The 3,048-nt window shown below is 60.6% G+C and carries 3 protein-coding genes and 1 pseudogene; 3 read left to right on the top strand and 1 reads right to left on the bottom strand.

What is annotated here, in order from left to right; translation table 11 throughout:
• Positions 1-273: pseudogene (locus AC1DT3_RS16540) on the bottom strand (succinylglutamate desuccinylase/aspartoacylase family protein); the annotation flags it as partial.
• Between the two features lie 134 nt (positions 274-407).
• On the opposite strand from AC1DT3_RS16540, the gene AC1DT3_RS16535 reads away from it, so the two are divergent.
• The 3 genes from AC1DT3_RS16535 to AC1DT3_RS16525 all read left to right on the top strand — a co-directional run bounded on the left by AC1DT3_RS16535 (position 408) and on the right by AC1DT3_RS16525 (position 2,834).
• Positions 408-1,205 carry a GntR family transcriptional regulator gene (locus tag AC1DT3_RS16535; protein WP_477466332.1) on the top strand — a complete coding sequence of 266 codons (798 nt, stop codon included), beginning with the start codon at positions 408-410 and terminating at the stop codon, positions 1,203-1,205.
• A gap of 41 nt (positions 1,206-1,246) precedes the next feature.
• Positions 1,247-2,437: a mandelate racemase/muconate lactonizing enzyme family protein gene (locus AC1DT3_RS16530; RefSeq protein ID WP_477466331.1), complete on the top strand. Its 1,191-nt coding sequence runs from the start codon at positions 1,247-1,249 to the stop codon at positions 2,435-2,437.
• 232 nt (positions 2,438-2,669) lie between these two features.
• Positions 2,670-2,834 (top strand): hypothetical protein, encoded by a 165-nt coding sequence (locus AC1DT3_RS16525; RefSeq protein WP_477466330.1) that lies wholly within the window; start codon positions 2,670-2,672, stop codon positions 2,832-2,834.
• Positions 2,835-3,048: the final 214 nt, after the last annotated feature.

Here is a 3,048-nt window from a genome sequence, read left to right as displayed (position 1 = left end):
CAGCATGATCACGCGGCCTTGGATTGTTGCCGGATCAAGCGACCGGGCCAGCCGCGACACGGCGATCAGGCCCTCATATTCGTCGCCGTGCACGCCACCGGTGAAGAGGACGGTCGGCCCTTCGCCGTTCTTCACGCAAACAATCGGAATTTCGACGGTGCCCCAGCCGGAATTGTTGCGAGACAACGGCGCACGCAGATAGCCGGCTTGGCGTCCGTTCTTGTCGAAATCAATTCCACAGCGAATTCGACTCTTCACTTCAACTTCGCCCATCAGCCGATCCGCCCCATCCTTGTTTTGTCATTCGTATGATGGTATACAATTTTTGCCGATGTCAATGGCTCTGCTTCCCTTTCGTCAATTCCGCAAGGTGGTGGTCGAAGGATGGATAACCGGACGATGTCGACATGCCGACTTCCTGGGATCACGAGCGACTGATCAAAATGGCTTCAAGACCGCGACTGATAGCGACATCCAATCCAGACGGCGTCGAGGGTGACGCGCAGCCGGGTTGGCAACCTTTGCGCCCACGCACGCTGGTCGATGCGGTGATCGACGAGGTGATCGCAGCCGCAGCATCCGGGCGCATTCTTCCAGGAGATCGCATCGTCGAAGCCGACTTGGCGCAAGGCCTGGGCATCAGCCGCGTGCCGGTGAGGGAGGCGCTGCGGATACTCGAAAGCCAGGGGCTTGTCGTCAACGAGCCCTACAAGGGCATTCGTCTCAGAACGGTGACGCAGGAGCGTATCGACCACCTCATCGAAGCGCGTGTGGCGCTGGAGACCGCTGCTGCGACCCGTGCGATTCTCGGTGGGCGGAACGGCAAGACGGAGGTGGAGCTTCTCCATCACCGCGTCGACGAGCTCGATCTGATGCGCGTGCGCCGCGACGCCTATGGCTTTGCCACCGCGGACACCAATTTTCATCGCGCGCTCTGCCAATTCAGCGGCAACGAAGTGATTTGCGATCTCTGGGAAATGCTGTCGCGCCAGCTCACCATCATCGTCGGCCTGTCAACCTTCGGAAAAGCCATGGCGGACATCGCGAACGAGCACCGGACGTTGATTCAGGTCTTCGAATCCGGTGACGTGACGCGGATGGCGCAAGMGCTCGACGATCACATCAACGTCCAGACCCACGCTGTCGACTTCCAGGGCATCATCGCGCGTCGCCGCTCCGAGCGGACCCGGCCCACGAAGTCCTGATTTCCCCTCCTCCCTCTCTATTTGCAAGCATAGGCGCGCTCATGACCTTCGTGACACCTGGACGGGCACAACTCACGTCCGCCGTACCGCCCATCCGCATTCGCTCGATCGAAGCCGCGCCACTTTTCGGCGAGAGCCCAAAGGGTGGCTGGTCGGCCGAAATCAAGCCGGAGGATTCGATCCACGCAATCGTGGCTGTCCACACCGATGCCGGCATAACGGGCTACGGCAGTGCGTTTACGGATGGCAGGCTGGTTGAAGCCGGCGTCAAGGTTCTGGAGCCGCTCTTCGCGAATGAGAACGCTCTCGAGCCGGAACGCGTGACCGAGAAGCTGCATCAGAACACGTTCTGGATGGGACGAGGCGGCACGCTCACGCACACCATCAGCGCCATCGACATCGCGCTATGGGACATTCTCGGCAAAGCAACAGGGATGCCCGTCGGCCGCCTGCTCGGAGGAACCTATCGGCAGCGTGTTCAGCCCTATTGCTCACTGCTGATGGAAGAGCCGGAGCAGATGCGCGACGTCGTCGCGCAATACCGCGCAAAGGGCTTTCGGGCGTTCAAGATCGGTTGGGGGCCATTCGGCCGGCGTAACGATACCAAGCTCGACGAGGCGATCGTTCGCGCGGCGCGGGACGCGGCAGGCGATGAAAATCAGCTCCTCGTCGACGCCGGCGCGAGCGACGCGCTATGGCCGAACGGCCTCAAATGGGCCATGCGCACCGCAGAGATGCTGAAGGACTACAATGTCGGTTGGTTCGAGGAAGCGCTGAAACCGGACGCGATCGACGACTTCTGCCATCTGCGGCGCGTCAGCCCCGTACCGATCGCAGGGGGCGAAGTTCTCACCCGCCGGCAATCGTTTATCCCCTGGCTGGCTCGTGGCGCCTTCGACATCGTGCAGCCGGACGTCACCAAAGTCGGCGGCATCAGCGAGCAGCGCCGGATCGCATGGATGGCATCGGATTTCGGGGTGAAGTACATTGGACATGGCTGGAACACCGCATTGGGCGTCGCGGCCGACCTTCAAATGGCAGCCGCCTTCTCCGACGCGGATCTGGTCGAATTCATTGGCGGCAGCCCCTATGTCGACGGTATTCTCGCCGAACCGTTTGCCCTCGACGATGAGGGGTATCTCGCTATCCCCGAAAAGCCGGGCCTAGGGGTCGAACTCGATCCGGACAAGCTTGGCCGTTTCGCGCCGAATGCTTCGAAGTTGTTCACCTAGAGTGAAACGCCGGCGGTGACCCGTCGTATACCATCGGATAGCGGCAGATCGGCGGACGATCCCGCCGTCCGATTTCGCGTAATCAGTGCTTGAATCAAAGGGTCTGACCCGAGTCGCGGAACAATGTGCGGGAACTTTCCGGTTCTACACAGGTTTTCCCAACCGATTCACATGGTTAATGCGGGACTTGTACCCAATGTATCCTCAGCGATCGCGTAACAGAGTTCAGACCGTGTCGCGTCTCTATCGGCTCGAACCCGCCTCGGAAAACCGCCTTTCGGCCGGCCTTTATCTCCTTATCGGCTTGGCGCTGATCTCAATCGTCCTGGGGACGCAAGTCCAAACGCGGGCTCACAAGGCGGAAACGCCCTCCTATATCCACATCTCAGATCAGTGATCGCGGGCCGGATTGACGCGCTGGCGTCATGGGCTAGGTCTTCGCGAGATTGATTGAGGATGATTTGATGTGGTTTCGAGGGCTGGCCTTTTCTCTCCTGACCCTGTTGTCCGGCGCTGCCGCGGCTCAGGATTCCCAGCGCATCCGCACGGATAAAGTCGAGATCGTCGTCGAAACCATTGCCGCCGGACTGCAGAATCCCTGGGCGCTAGCG

It is taken from the genome of Microvirga sp. P4_G7, from assembly GCF_056401005.1.
Note: the sequence above shows the minus strand (reverse complement) of the source record. Positions and strands in the feature narration are given on the sequence as shown.